Annotated in this window: 1 protein-coding gene; it reads left to right on the top strand. The window is 64.8% G+C overall.

Annotated elements, in window-relative coordinates:
- Positions 1-130: 130 nt before the first annotated feature.
- The coding region (locus BRX37_RS26485) for an SOS response-associated peptidase family protein (protein WP_206434243.1) at positions 131-580 on the top strand (450 nt) is incomplete at its 3' end.

The raw sequence follows: 580 nt of genomic DNA, 5'->3' as shown, positions 1-580 counted from the left end.
GAACGGGCTCAAGGAACGACCGCGGATCACCGTGGGTCGCGATCCGCCGACGGGCGAACCGCTGCCCTATCCCGACGCTGCGACCTGGAAGAGGCTTGTCTCGCGCTACCGCTCGTGATCGAACGGTAGAATGTGCAATCTTTACAGCCTGAAGGTCGACCCGCGCGGCTATTTCGATGCGCTGACCGCCGTCGAGGATCCGGCCAACACGCTGGCGGTCGAGAAGGATTACGCCGCTCCCGGCAAGCCCGGGTTCGTCGTGCGGCAGGAGGACGGACAACGCGTGCTCAGCACGATGCGTTGGGGCTTTCCGACCCGCAAACCCCGCAAGCGACCGGCGCGGGAGGGTGAGATGCCCTTCCTCTACGACTGGTGGACCAATGCGCGGAACATGCAGAGCAACATGTGGAAGCCGTGGCTGCTGAAAGCCGAGCACCGCTGCCTCGTGCCCTTTACCCGCTTCGCCGAGCCGAAGGCCGTTGCCGACCGGCAGGGGCCCGGCGACACCAACTGGTGGTTCACCGTCGCTGACCAGAACACACCCTGTTTCGCCGGCCTATGGAAGTTCGACCAGGATCAA

The organism is Sphingomonas sp. S-NIH.Pt3_0716 (assembly GCF_003950715.1).
Classification (GTDB): Bacteria; Pseudomonadota; Alphaproteobacteria; order Sphingomonadales; family Sphingomonadaceae; genus Sphingobium; species Sphingobium yanoikuyae_A.
The sequence above is the reverse complement of the archived record's forward strand: the minus strand, read 5'-3'. Positions and strand labels throughout refer to the sequence as shown.